We start from the raw sequence: 15350 nt of genomic DNA on the forward strand, positions 1-15350 counted from the left end.
TCGATCGCGATTTCATAGCCTGCATCGGCATGGCGCATCACGCCTGTGGCCGGGTCGTTCCACAGCACGCGGCCAATCCGCTTGGCTGCGGCCTCGGTGCCGTCGCAGACGATCACCATGCCGGCGTGTTGCGAGAAGCCCATGCCCACGCCGCCGCCGTGGTGCAGCGATACCCAGGTCGCGCCGCTGGCGGTGTTGAGCAGGGCGTTCAGCAGCGGCCAGTCGGAGACCGCATCCGAACCGTCGGCCATCGCTTCGGTTTCGCGGTTCGGCGATGCCACGCTGCCGCTGTCCAGATGATCGCGGCCGATCACCACCGGTGCCTTCAGTTCGCCGTTGGCGACCATTTCGTTGAAGGCCAGACCCAGACGATCGCGGTCACCCAGGCCCACCCAGCAGATGCGCGCCGGCAGGCCCTGGAACTTGATCTTCTCGGCGGCCATGTCCAGCCAGCGGTGCAGGTGCGGGTTGTCAGGAATCAGTTCCTTCACCTTGGCGTCGGTCTTGGCGATGTCTTCCGGGTCACCACTCAGTGCGGCCCAACGGAACGGGCCGATGCCACGGCAGAACAGCGGGCGGATGTAGGCGGGTACGAAGCCCGGGAAATCGAAGGCATTGGCCACGCCTTCTTCCAGTGCCATCTGCCGCAGATTGTTGCCGTAGTCCACTGTCGGTACGCCCAGCGCGTGGAAGCCGAGCATGGCGCGGATGTGGTTGGCCATCGATGCGCGTGCAGCCTTCTCCACGTCCTTCGGCGCACTCACGCGCTTTTCGTCCCACTGCTCGACGGTCCAGCCCTGCGGCAGGTAGCCGTTCACCGGGTCGTGCGCGGAGGTCTGGTCGGTCAGCAGGTCCGGCTTCACGCCGCGCTTGAGCAGTTCGGCCAGCACATCGGCAACGTTGCCGAGCAGGCCCACCGACTTCGGCGTACCGGCCTTGCACGATTCGTCGATCAGGCGCAGCGCTTCGTCCAGATTGTCGGTCCAGGTATCCAGGTAGCCGGTGCGCAGGCGCATGTCGATGCTGCTCTTCCGGCACTCGACGGCCAGGCACGAGGCGCCGGCCATCACGGCGGCCAGCGGCTGCGCGCCGCCCATGCCGCCGAGGCCGCCGGTGAACAGCCACTTCCCGGTCAGGTCGCCACCGAAGTGCTGGCGTCCCATCTCCACGAAGGTCTCGTAGGTGCCCTGCACGATGCCCTGCGCACCGATGTAGATCCAGCTGCCGGCGGTCATCTGGCCATACATGGCCAGGCCCTTCTTATCCAGCTCGTTGAAGTGGTCCCAGTTGGCCCAGCGCGGCACCAGGTTGGAATTGGCGATCAGCACGCGCGGCGCATCGGCATGGGTGCGGAACACGCCCACCGGCTTGCCCGACTGCACCAGCAGGGTCTGGTCGTCGTCCAGGCGCTTGAGCGTTTCGACGATGGCATCGAAGCTCTCCCAGTCGCGCGCGGCACGGCCGATGCCGCCGTACACCACCAGTTCCTGCGGCCGTTCGGCCACGTCCGGGTGCAGGTTGTTCATCAGCATGCGCAGCGGCGCTTCGGTCAGCCAGCTTTTGGCGTTGAGCGTGGTGCCGGTCGGCGCGGCAATGGTGCGGGACGGGTCGTTGCGGGTCATGCGGCGCTCCGGTTCGTAGCGAATTCAAGGCAGGCGTTGAGCACCTGCGCCAGGGTGTGGCGCAGCGGTGCGGCGTGGTCGGGGTCGAGCGGGGTGGGCCAGCTGTGCTCGTCCACCTGGTCCGGCAGGGGTTCGTGCATGTAGCCGCGGCAGGCCAGTTCCATCTGCAGGCTGTGCACGCCGCCGGCGACGTTGCTGTAGTGGCGGGTGATCCAGCCGCCCTTGAAGCGGCCGTTGCGCACCTGGCTCATGCCACTGATCTTCAGCAGGTTCTCCACCACATCGCTCAACGCGTTGTCGCAGGAGGTGTCCGGCGCGCCGGAGGGGCCGGCGGTACCGAGATTGAACTGCGGCAGTTCACCGTCGAACAGGTGCGGGATATGCGAGCGGATCGAGTGCGCGTCATACACCACGACAGTGCCGAACTTCGCGCGCAGGCGCGTGATCTGTGCGGCCAGCGCATCGTGGTAAGGCAGGAAATACGTGTCGCGGCGACGGGCGATTTCCGTTTCATCCGGCTCGCGGCCCGCGTGGTACAGCGGCTGGTTGTCGAAGGTGGTCAGCGGGCACAGGCCGGTGGTGTTCTGACCCGGGTACAGCGACACGCCGCTGGGATCGCGGTTGAGGTCGATCACCGAGCGCGAGATCGCCGAGCGCACCGTGGTCGCGCCCATGCCGCGCACGAAGTCGTATAGTTCGTGCACCCACCAGTCGGCATCGCGGCGGGCCAGCCATGGCGAGTGGTAGTCGCCGATCAGGTCGTGCGGCAGCTCGCTGCCGGTATGCGGGAAGCTGACGATCAGCGGGGCATCGCCTTCGTGCACTGTCAGCCATTCGGGATGGACATTCATGCCTGCGGTTCCACGGTTGGCAGAAGCCCGGCCAAGCCCTGCGCCAGCGCGCCACTGCGCACCAGGTTGGTGGCGGTCACCATGTCCGGGTGGAAGTAGCGGTCTTCTTCCAGCGTCGGCACCTGTGCACGCAGTGTGGCGCGCACGGATTCCAGCGCGGCACTGGAGCGCAGCGGCGCGTGGAAGTCGCAGCCCTGCGCGGCGGCCAGCAGCTCGATGCCGATCACGTTGGCGGCATTTTCGGCCATCTGCATCAGGCGGCGCGCACCGTGCGCGGCCATCGACACATGGTCTTCCTGATTGGCCGAGGTCGGGATCGAATCGACGCTGGCCGGGTAGGCGCGCTGCTTGTTTTCCGAGACCAGTGCGGCGGCGGTCACCTGCGGAATCATGAAGCCGGAATTCAGGCCCGGGCGCGGGGTCAGGAACGCCGGCAGGCCGGACAGCGCCGGGTCCACCAGCATCGCCAGGCGGCGCTCGCTGATCGAACCGATCTCGCACACCGCCATCGCCAGCATGTCGGCGGCGAAGGCGACCGGCTCGGCGTGGAAGTTGCCGCCGGAAAGGGCTTCGCCGGTATCGGTGAACACCAGCGGATTGTCGGACACGCCGTTGGCTTCGATTTCCAGCGTGGTCGCGGCCTGGCGCAGGATGTCCAGCGCCGCGCCCATCACCTGCGGCTGGCAGCGCAGGCAGTACGGGTCCTGCACGCGCACGTCGTTGTCACGGTGCGATTCGCGGATGTCCGAGCCCTGCATCAACGTGCGCAGGGTGGCGGCCGTGGCGATCTGCCCGCGCTGGCCGCGGATGGCATGGATGCGCGGGTCGAACGGGGTATCCGAGCCCTTGGCCGCTTCCACCGACAGCGCGCCGGTGACCAGCGCGGCCTGGAACACGGTTTCGATCTCGAACAGGCCGGCCAGCGCATAGGCGGTGGAGAACTGGGTGCCGTTGAGCAGGGCCAGGCCTTCCTTCGCGCCCAGCTCGATCGGTTGCAGGCCGACACGTGCCAGTGCGTCGACCGCCGGTAGGCGTTCGTCACCGATGAAGGCTTCGCCGACGCCCAGCATCACGCTGGCCAGGTGCGAGAGCGGCGCCAGGTCACCCGAGGCACCCACCGAGCCCTGTGCGGGCACCACCGGCAGCACGCCCTTGACCAGCATTGCTTCCAGCAGCAGCAGGGTTTCCTCGCGCACGCCCGAAGCGCCCTGCGCCAGGCTGACCAGCTTCAGCGCCATCATCAGTCGCACCACATTCGCCGGCATCGGCTCGCCCACACCGGCCGCATGCGAGAGCACGATGTTCCGCTGCAGGGTAGCCAGGTCCTCGCGCTCGATGCGCACGCTGGCCAGCTTGCCGAAGCCGGTGTTGATGCCATAGACCGGCGCGCCCTTGGCGACGATGGCGGCCACGGTCGCGGCACTGGCACGCACCACCGGCAGCGCGGCCGGGTCCAGTGCAAGCGGCGCACCGCGATAGGCCTGCCGCCACTGGGCGAGGGTGACATGGCCGGGGCGAAGAACCAGGGTGTTGCTCATGTGTTGCTCCAGGAGGCAGGCAGGTCGGGCTGTCCGCGCACCACGCGCGCGTGCAGCGGGTTGAATCCAATGCGATAGACCAGGTCGGCGGGGGCGTCGATGTCCCAGATCGCCAGGTCGCAGTCCAGGCCCAGGGCCAGGCGGCCGATGCGGTCGCCACGGCCCAGAGCGCGCGCTGCTTCACGGGTGAAGCCGGCGATGCACTCGTCCACGGTCAGGCGGAACAGGGTGGCGCCCATGTTCATCGCCAGCAGCGGGCTGGTCAGTGGCGAGGTACCGGGGTTGCTGTCGGTGGCCAGCGCCAGCGGCACGCCGGCCGCACGCAGCGCCGCGATCGGTGGCAGGGTGGTATCGCGGGTGAAATAGAAGGCGCCGGGCAGCAGCACCGCCACGGTACCGGCCGCGGCCATCGCGGCGATGCCGGCATCGTCCAGGTGTTCGATATGGTCGGCCGAGAGTGCACCGAAGCTGGCGGCCAGTTCGGCGCCATGCTGGTTGCTCAGCTGCTCGGCGTGGATCTTCACCGCCAGCCCGTTGGCGCGCGCCGCTTCGAAGACCTGCCGCGCCTGCGCCGGCGAGAACGCGATGTTCTCGCAGAACACGTCCACTGCTTCGGCCAGGCCTTCGGCGGCGATGGCCGGAATCATCACGTTGCACACCTCGTCGGTGTACTCCTGTGCTTCGCGGCCCGGCGGAATCGCGTGTGCGCCGAGGAAGGTGGTCACCACGTTGACCCGGCATTCCTCGCCCAGCGCACGCGCCACCTGCAGCTGCTTGCGCTCGTCGGGCAGGGTCAGGCCGTAGCCGGACTTGATCTCGAGGGTGGTTACGCCCTCGGCGCGCATTGCCAGCAGGCGCGGCCGGCTTTCGCTGGCCAGCTGTTCCGGTGTGGCGGCGCGGGTGGCGCGCACGGTGGAGACGATGCCGCCGCCGGCACGGGCGATGTCGGCATAGCTGACGCCCTGCAGGCGCTGCTCGAATTCGTTGGCGCGGTTGCCGGCGTAGACCAGGTGGGTGTGGCAGTCGATCAGGCCGGGCGAAATCCAGCGGCCTTCGCCGTCGATGCGGGTGGTCGGCTGCAGGTGGGCATCGCTGCCGGCCGCGCCGACATGGACGATGCGGCCATCGGCGCAGGCCAGGACGCCATCGCGGATGACACCCAGCCCCTCGCCATCGAGGGTGATCAGGTGGACGTTGGACCAGAGGGTATCGACGTGCATGGCATCCACAACGCGGCTGTGCTTATATGTCTATACAATATAGGCGTCCATTTCGGGTTGTCCAGCCATGTCCGATTCGCGTTCCCCGCACAGTTTCCATGCCGCCCACGCCCTGCTGGTCGAGGGTTGGGCTCGCGATGTCCGCTTGCAGGTGCAGGACGGTCGCATCACGGCGATCAGTACGGGGCAGGGCGCGCAGGCGGGCGATACCCGCGTCGGCATCCTGGTGCCGGGCCTGCCCAACCTGCACAGTCATGCGTTCCAGCGCGGCATGGCCGGGCTGACCGAGATCGGCGGCGGCGACGGTGACAGCTTCTGGAGCTGGCGCGAGCTGATGTATCGCTTCCTGGCCCATCTGCGCCCGGACGCGGTGCAGGCCATCGCCGCCCAGGCCTACATGGAAATGCTGGAAAGCGGCTTCACCCGCGTCGGTGAATTCCACTACCTGCACCACGATGCTGACGGCCGGCCGTATGCCAACCGTGCCGAGATGAGCGCGCGGATTGCGGCGGCGGCCGACCACACCGGTATCGGCCTGACCCTGCTGCCGGTGTTCTATGCACATGCCGATTTCGGCGGGGCGGCACCGAACCCCGCGCAGCGACGCCTGATCCACGACGTAGAGGGATTTGCGCATCTGCTGGACGCCGCCAAGCCGTCTTTGGCCGCGCTGCCCGATGCGGTGCTCGGCATTGCCCCGCACAGCCTGCGTGCAGTCACCGGCGAGGAATTGAGTGCCTTGCTGCCGCTGACCGACGGCCCGGTGCACATCCACATCGCCGAACAGGTGCGCGAAGTGGAGGCCTGCCTGGCCTGGAGCGGCCAGCGCCCGGTGCAATGGCTGTACGACCATGCACCGGTCGATGCGCGCTGGTGCCTGGTGCACGCCACCCACATCACCGACGATGAGCGCGCCGCCATCGTGGCCAGCCAGGCGGTGGCCGGCCTGTGCCCGATCACCGAAGCCAACCTTGGCGACGGCCTGTTCCCGATGCAGGCGTTCGCACGCGAGGGCGGGCGCTTCGGTGTCGGTTCCGATTCCAATGTGCTGATCGACGCGGCTGAAGAACTGCGCCTGCTTGAGTACGGTCAGCGCCTGACCCTGCGCGGGCGCAACGTACTGGCCCCGGATGCCACCCGCAGCAGCGGCCGCTTCCTGTTCGAAGGTGCATTGCAGGGCGGTGCACAGGCGCTGGGCGTGGCCGCTGGCCTGCAGGTCGGCGCCAGCGCCGATCTGGTCGAGCTGGATGCCGCACACCCCGCGCTACAGGCGCGGCAGGATGACGCATGGCTTGACAGCTGGGTGTTCGCCGCACGTAATGGCGCGCTGCGATCGGTCTGGCGTCATGGCCGCCAGTGCGTGGCCGACGGCCGCCACCTGCAGCGCGAGGCGATCACCAGCGCCTTCGCTGCCGCCCTGCGCGGCGTGCTGGGCTGATCGCCTCCCGCCATCGAGACCCCATTACGTGAAGGCCAGCAAGTCCGCCACGCTCAACCAGCGTATCCGCAGCGATCTGGAAAGCCGCATCCTCAGCGGAGAGTGGGCGCCGGGCTTTCGTATTCCGTACGAACACGAGCTGATGGAGCAGTACGGCTGCTCGCGGATGACCGTGAACAAGGTGCTGACCGCACTGGCCGAGAGCGGCATGATCGAGCGCCGCCGCCGCGCTGGTTCGTTCGTGGCGCGGCAGCCCCCGCACCTGGAACAGGTGGCGCTGGAGATTCCCGACATCGCGATGGAAGTCGGCTCACGCGGTCATCAGTACGCGTATCGCCTGCTGCAGCGCGACCTGCGCCTGGCTGACGCCGGCAATGCCGGTGAGGTGGAGCTGGCGGGCCAGGAGACGCTGCTGGCGATGCGATGCCTGCACCTGGCCGATGGCCGTCCGTTGGCGCTGGAGCACCGCCTGATCAGCCCGGTGGGCGTGCCGGAGGTGCTGGAGGTCGACTTCAGTACCACCGCGCCCGGCAGCTGGCTGCTGCAGAACGTGTCCTGGACCCGTGCCCAGCACCGCATCAGCGCCTGGGGCGCGGATACCGCCACGGCCAAGCTGCTGGAGGTGAAGCCCGGCACCGCCTGTCTGGTGATCGAGCGCCTGACCTGGCGCGGCGAACGGCCGATCACCCGTGTGCGCCAAGTGTTCCTCGGCGATGCCTGGGACCTGGTGGCGCGCTTCGCGCCTGGCGCAAGGTAGGGTCGGCCCCGCTTGGGACACGCTGTCGCCTTGAACTCTGTCGAGGCGTGTGTACGATGTGTATCGTCCCCATATGAAGAGCAGGGACCTCATCCGGGATCTGGAGGCGGCAGGTTGGACCTGTCGCCGGATTCGCGGATCCCATCATGTATTCGTGCACCCGCAGCACCCTCACATCATCACCGTGCCTCACCCTAGGAAGGATCTGGGGAAAGGGCTGGTGCAGGCGTTGCGGAAGCTCGCAGGACTGACGTAGGAGGGCCCATGCGATATCCAGTCTTGATCGAGGCAGGCGATGAGCGCACCGCGTGGGGTGTGGTCGTTCCGGATCTGCCGGGGTGCTTCTCGGCGGCCGACACGCTTGAGGAGGCGCTCAGCGCTGCCGAGGAGGCTGCGCTCGCCTGGATTGATGCGGCCCTGGATGACGGGCGCTCGATTCCGACACCTTCCGCGCCACAGAAAATCGCCGCCGAGGCATCCAAGGACATTCGTTGGATTCTTGCGTACATCTGCATTGATCCGGCCCTGCTGGACGACACCATCGAGCGGGTCAACATCAGCCTGCCACGCCGGATCCTGGCGAGGCTGGATGCGCAGGCCAGAGCGGCAGGTGAATCGCGCTCCAGTTACATCGCCCATCTCGCAGCATTGGGCTGAGCAGGCGCCATGTAGAGCCGAGCCATGCTCGGCTGCTGTTGGCGCGATGCGCGATGAGTCGAGCGTGGCTCGACTCTACAAGGGCACCCACGCATCTACGGACATCCCAATCAATACGTAGCGCACTGCCGCCAGCGCACCGGCTCATCCACGCCGGGGCGGGCGTTGAGCTGGATGCGCACGTTGCGCAGGGCGGGGTAGTGCAGGACTTCCTCGCAGACCCGCGGCCACACCGCGTCCAGCTCGCCGGTGCGGTTGATCGCCAGCGTCTGCCGGGTCAGCCAGACACCGCTGGCGATGCCGGGCTTGCCGGCCAAGGCACGGGACAGATCGGCCTGGAAGCGCTCCAGCGTGGCGGCATCCGGGTTGGGATTGCTGCGCGCATCGGTTGAGGGTGTGGCCGGCGCAGGCAGCGTGGTCGGCGGCGTGGTGGCGGGGGCCGGCGCCGGTTCGGGCGCCGCTTCAACCGCAGGCGCGACCGGCGCGGGGGCGACCGCCACCTCGGCAACGGGCGGGGCGTCCTGCACATGCAGCCCTTGCAGGCTCAATCCCACCAGCAGGCCCAGCGTCACCGCGGCGAGCGCGGCTATAGCAATGCGACGCAGCGCCTCATGACGGGCACTGGCACGCACACGGCCTTCGATATCAACCGGCAGATAGGGCTGCAGCAGCGGCCACAGGCGTGGGCCATCCAGCACTTCGACCGCCTGCTTTTCGGCGGCGCTGCGGCCGTCGCGTTCCATCCGGCCTTCAGTCAGCAGCACGCCGCCGCGGGCGCCAGCCAGACGGGCGGCCGCACCCAGTTCGTTCACCGCGGCGGTGCCGATGCGATAGGCCAAGCCGTGCTTGCACGAGACCAGCCAGCTGTTGGGGCCGTCGCTGAGCAGGAAATCGCTGCTGGGCTCACGGGATTCCTCGCCCGGGTCATCCAGTTCGCGCAGGCCGCGCTGCTCGCGCAGCATGCGCTTGACCAGTACCGAGAACTCGCGCCAGTGCATGCCAGCCAAGGCCTGCAGGCCGAGTTGCATCTCCTTCTGCCGCCGCTTGATCCACCACAGATAGACAACGGCCAGGGAACAGGTAAGCAGGGCCGACAGCAGGGCCAGGATCCAAGGGAGCATGCAGGAGGTGCGCGGAAGGGGCGAATGCGGAGGACGACAGTGTAAAGGTCGTGCCGCATTGCTGGGTCAGGAGGTTCCTGACAGGAAACGTGATGGCGCGCGCAGATCGGTATACGGCGGACACGAAAAACCCGCCAATCCTGAAGCCGTGAGGGGAGGGAACAAACGGCAGCCGAAGCGATTGGCGGGTTGCTCGCGATTGTCAATCAAAATTTATTGCATTGCAACAATGGCATTCAGGGCACGCTGTCGGGCGACTGATGACTGCCCGGGGCGGGAGCATCGGCGCCCGAAGCGGCACGGTTCTCCAGCGTGGCCAGGCGCGCATGCAGGGCGTCGATGCGCGCCTCCAGCGCAGTCACCTCGTCGGCGGTGGGGACATGCAGCCGCTTGAGCACGCCCTGTACCTGGTCATCGAAGGCCTTCTCGACTTTGGTCCAGGTGCCGGAGGCCTTTTCGCGGGCCTCGTCCAGCGACGTTTCAACGTTGTCGCGCCAACCCGGGCCCTGTTCGCCGTGGCGTTCACGGCGGCGGGCCTCCCAGGCTTCGCCTTCCTTCACCAGGCCATCGAAGAAGCGGCTGCCTTCAGCCTGTGCACGGCCCAGGGCGCCCAGGCCTGCCAGCCAGACCTGCTGGGCCGAATCGCTGAGCTTGCGCGAGAAGCGCTCGGCCTGGTCACCGAAAGAGGCGTCGTCGTTGCGGCGGTCGTCGTTTTCGTAGTGGTTCATCGCACTTCCCGTGGGAGTTGGGCCTGTCCCGAGAGTAGCGCGCGATGGCGTTGCACGGCCGTGACGGCCGCCGCCGGGATTCAGCCCAGCTTTTCCTTCAGCACGCGCTGGATCTCGCCTTCGACCATGCCCTTCATCGCCGACAGCAGGAAGCCCAGCTTGGCCGTGACGCGCACGGCGCCCGGCTGCAGTTCGATCGCACCGTCCACGCCGCTGCCGGAGAAATTCAGTACGTCGGCAGTCCAGGACGACTTCAGGCCGAAGCGCTCGGACAGCTTGGCGGCGACCTGTTCGATCGCGGCGCGCGCCTGTGCATCGGGCAGGGCGTGGGCGTGGCGGACATCGATGGTGGACATGCAGGCTCCTGGCGCAAAGCGGGGATGATCAATGAGGGCGAGCATTGTGCGCATCGAGGGCCTTCGCGCCAAGCACTCATCGTGGGTTCTTCTTCGTGGGCGACCAACCTGCTAGGCTGCGCCGCGTGCAGAACCTGCTTGTTCACTTCAGCCAACAACAACAGCCCGACCAGCCGCTGCGGCCCGGGGTGCAACGCATCGTGCGCCAGGCCAATGGCAGTGTGAGGCTCGGCGACGCCGGCCACGGTGCCCTGCTGCTGGCGCAGTTCTGCGTGGATGATCGCGGCCTCTGGCTGCAGGTCGGCAACGGTATCCGCGGCATTCATGTGAACGGTCGCCCGGTGCGGCGCATGGCGCTGCTGCGTGCGGGCGATGCGGTGTATGTGGACGGCGTGGAAATGGTCCTGCAGGGCGAGGTGGAGAGCCTGCTGCAGGCCCCCGCACCGAACAGCGGTGACGGCACCAATGAGCAGCAGCGCCTGCTGCGCGGTGTCGGTGGCCTGCACCATGGCCGCAGCTTCACGCTGTCGCGGTCCCGCCTGATCGGCCGCGGTGGCGACGCTGACATCGAGATCAATGAGCCGGCCTTTGCCGAACAGCACGCCCGCGTGGAAGTGCATGGCGAACGCGTGCTGCTGCGTGACCTGGGCAGTGCCGATGGCACACGGGTCAACGGCGTGGCCGTGCGCCACTGCTGGCTGCAGGCCGGCGACCAGGTGGTGTTCGATGGCCAGCACCGGTTCGTGCTGGAAGTGCCGCATGACCCGCGCCGGCGCCCGCTGCCGGATGAAGACGAGTCCAGCCAGGACGCCGAGCAGGCGCCGGTGATGCCGGCCGCGCCGCGCAAGGTCCGGCGCTGGCCGTGGCTGCTGGTGAGTGCGCTGCTGCTGGCTGCACTGCTCAGCCTGCTGCTCTGGTTCGGCGCGCGCTGATCTGAACCGGCCGTATCCGCTCTGGTAGATGCCGACCTTGGTCGGCACGCTCCTTCGGCGGGGATGACGCCTGACTGCGTACGCCGACCAAGGTCGGCGACTACCGGGGCATTGCTCCTGGCCTGAGTCCGCTGGATCCGCTCTGGTAGGTGCCGACCTTGGTCGGCACGCTTCTCCGGCGGGCATGACGCCTGACGGCGTACGCCGACCAAGGTTGGCGACTACCGGCGCCTTGCTGGCGGCCAATGGATTCCAATGAAACCAAATTTCCCTTGCCGCACAAGGCCGCAAGGCTGGTGCACTGCGGCATACTAGGGGTCTTGCCCCACAGGTGTGACATGACGCGCGCGTTCAACTTCAGTGCCGGCCCTGCAACCTTGCCGGAATCGGTCCTGCGCCAGGCGCAGGCGGAAATGCTGGACTGGCACGGTACCGGTGCCTCGATCGTGGAAATGAGCCATCGCGGTGCGGAGTTCATGTCCGTGGCCGCCGAGGCCGAGGCCGACCTGCGTCGACTGCTCGATATCCCCGAAGACTATGCGGTGCTGTTCCTGTCCGGTGGTGCCACCACCCAGCAGGCGCTGATCCCGCTCAACTTCGCCACCCCCGGCCAGCGTGCCGATTACGTGGTCAGTGGTCACTGGGGCAAGACGGCGGTCAAGCAGGCCGGTGTCTACGTCGACGTCAACATCGCCGCCAGCAGCGAGGCCGATGGTTACCGCACGCTGCCGCCGCGCGCCGACTGGCAGCTGTCGCCCGATGCCGCCTACGTGCACATCACCGCCAACGAAACCATCCACGGCGTCGAGTTCCGTGATGTGCCCGACACCGGCAGCGTCCCGCTGATCGCCGACTTCAGCTCGTCCATCGCCAGCGAACCGCTGGATGTGCGCCGTTATGGCGTGATCTACGCCGGCGCGCAGAAGAACCTGGGCCCGGTCGGCATCGCGGTGATGATCATCCGCCGCGATCTGCTCGAGCGCAGCGGCCAGCCGCGTGCGGACATCTTTGATTACCGCTCGCACGTTGCCCGCGACTCGATGCTCAACACCCCGCCCACCTGGAACTGGTATCTGGCCGGCCTGGTGTTCAAGTGGATGTTGGCCGAGGGCGGCGTGGCCGAGTTCGCCAAGCGTAATGCCGCCAAGGCGGCGCTGGTATACGGCACCATCGACGGCTCTGGCGGCTTCTACCGCAACGAGGTCGCACACGCGGCCCGTTCGCGGATGAACATCCCGTTCTTCCTGCCTGATGCTGAGCTTGATGCCCGCTTCGTCGCCGAAGCCAAGGCCGCCGGCCTGCTGGCGCTGAAGGGGCACAAGGTGGTCGGGGGCATCCGCGCCTCGCTGTACAACGCCATGCCGCTGGCCGGGGCCGAGGCGCTGGTCGCCTTCATGGCCGATTTCCAGCAGCGTCACGGCTGAGCAATGAACGGCGCGCACCGTCGGGTGCGTGCCCCGCAACAAGGAACTCCGATGGCAAGCAGCAAATCCAGCAAGAAGGCGCCGAAGAAGGCTGAACCGGCCAAGGACAGCGCGCCCACCAAGGCGAAGGGCAAGGCCAAGGCCGCGTCGAACCCGGCACCCACCCTGGCGCCCCTGGCGCTGGCCGATGTGCGCTCGAAGATCGACCAGATCGACCGCGACATCCAGAGCCTGATCGCCGAGCGCGCGCGCTTCGCCCACCAGGTCGGCAAGGCCAAGGGCAAGCTTGCCGCCGCCGTCGACTACTACCGCCCCGAGCGCGAAGCGCAGGTGCTGCGCATGGTGGTGGACCGTAACGAAGGCCCGCTCAGCGATGAGCTGCTGGTGCACGTCTACCGCGAGATCATGTCGGCCTGCCTGGCCCAGCAGGAGCCACTGAAGATCGGCTACCTCGGCCCGGAAGGCACCTTCAGCCAGCAGGCGGTGCTCAAGCACTTCGGCCGCTCCGCGCTGGGCCTGCCGATGGCCAGCATCGAAGAAGTGTTCCAGGAAGTGGAAGCGGGCAACGCCGATTTCGGCGTGGTGCCGGTGGAGAATTCGGGGCAGGGCACCATCCAGATCACTCTGGACATGTTCCTGACCTCCAACCTGAAGATCTGTGGCGAAGTGGAACTGCGCGTGCAGCAGTACCTGATGTCGCGCAGCGGCCGCATCGAGGACATCGAGCGCATCTACGCACACCCGCAGTCGTTCATGCAGACCTCGGCGTGGCTGCGCGCCAACCTGCCGAAGGCCGAGAAAATTCCGGTGTCGAGCAATGCCGAAGGTGCGCGTCGTGCGCGCAACGCTGACGACGCAGCGGCCATCGGTGGCGAGAGTGCCGGCCACGTGTACGGCCTGAAGAAGGTGGTCACCAAGCCGATCCAGAACGATGCCGACAACACCACCCGCTTCCTGGTGGTGGGCCGGAATATCTTCCCGACCTCCGGCCACGACCGCACCTCGGTGCTGGTGTTCATCCATGACAAGCCTGGTGCGCTGTTCGACGTGCTCAGCCCGTTCGCCCGCCACGGCATCAGCATGAACCGCATCGAGTCGCGGCCGTCGCACCACGGCAAGTGGGAATACGGCTTCTTCATCGACCTGGCCGGCCACATCGACGATGCGCCGATGCAGGCCGCGCTGGCCGAACTGGAAGCGCACTCGGCACAGATCAAGGTACTCGGCTCCTATCCGGTGGCCGTGCCCTGAGTGCTGCTGCGGCGGCCACGGCCGCCGCTCCCTGATGCATCGCCGGCGCTGCCGGCGTTTACGGAACGATCGAACGATGAGCAACGCGCAACACTGGATCGCCCGCAAGGGCCAGCCGCTGCAGGGCAGCCTGACCATTCCCGGCGACAAGTCGGTCTCGCACCGCTCGGTGATGTTCGCCGCGCTGGCCGATGGCACCTCGCATATCGAAGGTTTCCTGGAAGGCGAGGACACCCGCGCCACTGCGCGCATCTTCAGCCAGCTGGGCGTGCGCATCGAAACCCCCAGCTCGTCGCAGCGCATCGTGCACGGCGTCGGTATCGACGGCCTGAAGGCGCCGGATGCGCCGCTGGACTGCGGCAACGCGGGCACCGGCATGCGCCTGTTGGCCGGTCTGCTGGCGGGCCAGGCATTCGACTGCACGCTGATCGGCGATGAGTCGCTGTCCGGCCGCCCGATGCGCCGCGTGACCGGCCCGCTGTCGCAGATGGGCGCGAAGATCGACACCCAGGAAGACGGGACGCCGCCGCTGCACGTGCATGGCGGGCAATCGCTGCACGGCATCGACTTCGCCTCGCCGGTGGCCAGCGCGCAGATCAAGTCGGCGGTGCTGTTGGCCGGCCTGTACGCGCAGGGCGAAACCCAGGTGACCGAACCGCACCCGACCCGTGACTACACCGAGCGCATGCTGTCCGCGTTCGGCGTGGACATCGAATTCTCGCCCGGCAAGGCACACCTGCGTGGTGGCCAGCGCCTGCGCGCGACTGACATCGTGGTGCCGGCGGACTTCTCTTCGGCTGCGTTCTATCTGGTGGCTGCCAGCATCATTCCGGGCTCCGAGCTGCGCCTGAAGCAGGTCGGCCTGAACCCGCGCCGCACCGGCCTGCTGCACGCGCTGCGCCTGATGGGGGCGGACATCGCCGAAGAAAATCCGGCCGAGCAGGGCGGTGAACCGGTGGCGGATCTGGTGGTGCGCTACGCCCCGCTGAAGGGCGCACGCATTCCGGAAGCACTGGTGCCGGACATGATCGACGAGTTCCCGGCGCTGTTCGTGGCCGCTGCGGCCGCCGAAGGCCAGACCGTGGTCAGCGGGGCCGCCGAACTGCGGGTAAAGGAATCCGATCGTCTCGCCGCGATGGCGACCGGCCTGCGTGCGCTGGGCATGCAGGTGGACGAAACCGAAGACGGCGCCACCCTGCACGGCGGCGTGCGCCTGGGCAGCGGCACCATCGAAAGCCACGGTGACCATCGCATCGCCATGGCCTTCGCCATCGCCGGCCAGATCAGTGACGGCGAAGTGCGCATCAACGATATCGCCAACGTCGCCACCTCCTTCCCGGACTTCGATGGCCTGGCGCGCAGTGCCGGGTTCAACCTGGCCTGAGCGGCCACGCCCGGCAGATGACGTAACCCGGTGGGTGCCAACCTTGGTTGGCACGCTCACATCACCCGATA

At 67.6% G+C, this 15350-nt stretch carries 15 protein-coding genes; 8 read left to right on the top strand and 7 right to left on the bottom strand.

Annotated features, from left to right (window positions below):
- The 4 genes from hutU to hutI form a co-directional block, all read right to left on the bottom strand.
- Window positions 1–1622: urocanate hydratase (gene hutU / locus N7573_RS08735; protein ID WP_279913255.1), on the bottom strand; the 1622-nt coding region annotated here is incomplete at its 3' end.
- Window positions 1619–2473: an N-formylglutamate deformylase gene (hutG, locus tag N7573_RS08740; RefSeq protein ID WP_279913254.1), complete on the bottom strand. Its 855-nt coding sequence runs from the start codon at window positions 2471–2473 to the stop codon at window positions 1619–1621. The genes hutU and hutG, both read right to left, overlap by 4 nt.
- Window positions 2470–4011, bottom strand: a complete 1542-nt coding sequence (gene hutH / locus N7573_RS08745) for a histidine ammonia-lyase (protein WP_279913253.1) — start codon at window positions 4009–4011, stop codon at window positions 2470–2472. Before hutH ends, hutG begins: the two co-directional genes overlap by 4 nt.
- Window positions 4008–5231, bottom strand: a complete 1224-nt coding sequence (gene hutI, locus N7573_RS08750; protein WP_279913251.1) for an imidazolonepropionase — start codon at window positions 5229–5231, stop codon at window positions 4008–4010. The genes hutH and hutI overlap by 4 nt, the downstream gene beginning before the upstream one ends.
- A gap of 67 nt (window positions 5232–5298) precedes the next feature.
- Here hutI and N7573_RS08755 point away from each other — a divergent pair, with 67 nt between their 5' ends.
- The 4 genes from N7573_RS08755 to N7573_RS08770 all read left to right on the top strand — a co-directional run bounded on the left by N7573_RS08755 (window position 5299) and on the right by N7573_RS08770 (window position 8083).
- Window positions 5299–6669, top strand: a complete 1371-nt coding sequence (locus tag N7573_RS08755) for a formimidoylglutamate deiminase (protein WP_279913250.1) — start codon at window positions 5299–5301, stop codon at window positions 6667–6669.
- Window positions 6670–6697: 28 nt separating this feature from the next.
- A complete protein-coding gene (gene hutC, locus N7573_RS08760) occupies window positions 6698–7426 on the top strand; it encodes a histidine utilization repressor (RefSeq protein WP_279913249.1) in 729 nt (242 codons plus the stop codon).
- 73 nt (window positions 7427–7499) lie between these two features.
- Window positions 7500–7682, top strand: coding sequence for a type II toxin-antitoxin system HicA family toxin (locus N7573_RS08765; protein ID WP_107433137.1), 183 nt, complete (start codon window positions 7500–7502; stop codon window positions 7680–7682).
- Between the two features lie 23 nt (window positions 7683–7705).
- A complete protein-coding gene (locus tag N7573_RS08770) occupies window positions 7706–8083 on the top strand; it encodes a type II toxin-antitoxin system HicB family antitoxin (RefSeq protein WP_232528032.1) in 378 nt (125 codons plus the stop codon).
- 110 nt (window positions 8084–8193) lie between these two features.
- Here the strand turns inward: N7573_RS08770 and N7573_RS08775 are convergent, their stop codons facing one another.
- From N7573_RS08775 to N7573_RS08785, 3 genes are all read right to left on the bottom strand, one after another.
- Window positions 8194–9204 carry a restriction endonuclease gene (locus tag N7573_RS08775; RefSeq protein ID WP_279913248.1) on the bottom strand — a complete coding sequence of 337 codons (1011 nt, stop codon included), beginning with the start codon at window positions 9202–9204 and terminating at the stop codon, window positions 8194–8196.
- Window positions 9205–9440: 236 nt separating this feature from the next.
- On the bottom strand, window positions 9441–9932 hold the full coding sequence (locus N7573_RS08780; RefSeq protein ID WP_279913247.1) for a phasin family protein: 492 nt from the start codon (window positions 9930–9932) through the stop codon (window positions 9441–9443).
- A gap of 80 nt (window positions 9933–10012) precedes the next feature.
- Window positions 10013–10288 carry a polyhydroxyalkanoic acid system family protein gene (locus tag N7573_RS08785; RefSeq protein ID WP_005417302.1) on the bottom strand — a complete coding sequence of 92 codons (276 nt, stop codon included), beginning with the start codon at window positions 10286–10288 and terminating at the stop codon, window positions 10013–10015.
- 125 nt (window positions 10289–10413) lie between these two features.
- Between N7573_RS08785 and N7573_RS08790 the strand changes: the two genes are divergently transcribed.
- From N7573_RS08790 to aroA, 4 genes are all read left to right on the top strand, one after another.
- On the top strand, window positions 10414–11220 hold the full coding sequence (locus N7573_RS08790) for an FHA domain-containing protein (protein WP_201116715.1): 807 nt from the start codon (window positions 10414–10416) through the stop codon (window positions 11218–11220).
- 338 nt (window positions 11221–11558) lie between these two features.
- Entirely contained in the window at window positions 11559–12644 is a 1086-nt protein-coding gene (serC, locus tag N7573_RS08795; protein WP_279913246.1) for a 3-phosphoserine/phosphohydroxythreonine transaminase, read from the top strand.
- Window positions 12645–12695: 51 nt separating this feature from the next.
- Window positions 12696–13895, top strand: a complete 1200-nt coding sequence (gene pheA / locus N7573_RS08800) for a prephenate dehydratase (RefSeq protein ID WP_014037689.1) — start codon at window positions 12696–12698, stop codon at window positions 13893–13895.
- A gap of 76 nt (window positions 13896–13971) precedes the next feature.
- Window positions 13972–15279 (top strand): 3-phosphoshikimate 1-carboxyvinyltransferase, encoded by a 1308-nt coding sequence (aroA, locus tag N7573_RS08805; RefSeq protein ID WP_279913245.1) that lies wholly within the window; start codon window positions 13972–13974, stop codon window positions 15277–15279.
- Window positions 15280–15350: the final 71 nt, after the last annotated feature.

The organism is Stenotrophomonas sp. GD04054 (assembly GCF_029836955.1).
Lineage (GTDB): Bacteria > Pseudomonadota > Gammaproteobacteria > Xanthomonadales > Xanthomonadaceae > Stenotrophomonas > Stenotrophomonas maltophilia_A.